Origin of the sequence: Pseudomonas sp. BJa3 (genome assembly GCF_026343815.1) — a bacterium.
In the GTDB taxonomy this organism is placed as follows: Bacteria; Pseudomonadota; Gammaproteobacteria; order Pseudomonadales; family Pseudomonadaceae; genus Aquipseudomonas; species Aquipseudomonas soli.
On the sequence record NZ_JAOXMC010000623.1, the window covers coordinates 1 to 229 of the forward strand.

General features: G+C 45.9%; 1 pseudogene. It reads right to left on the reverse strand.

The window, feature by feature from the left end:
* Positions 1-213: pseudogene (locus OH705_RS29040) on the reverse strand (IS110 family transposase); the annotation flags it as partial.
* Between the last annotated feature and the right edge of the window lie 16 nt (positions 214-229).

Genomic DNA, 229 nt, shown 5'->3' on the forward strand with positions numbered 1-229 from the left:
TAGGCTGTGAGCCAGTTCAACCAGATCGAGGTGATAAACATTAGTCTCCTCAACATCAATATAAGTTTTGAGAGGCTTTTGTTTCAGACATCTTTTGATTTCGAGTTTGGCTTTTTTCAGCCTGATGATCTCATCGCGATCATCGTGATGAATCACCAGTTCATCTATCGCGACATCCGCACCCACGATCAGCTTGCCAACCTGCATAGCCATGGGCGCTTCCTCACGT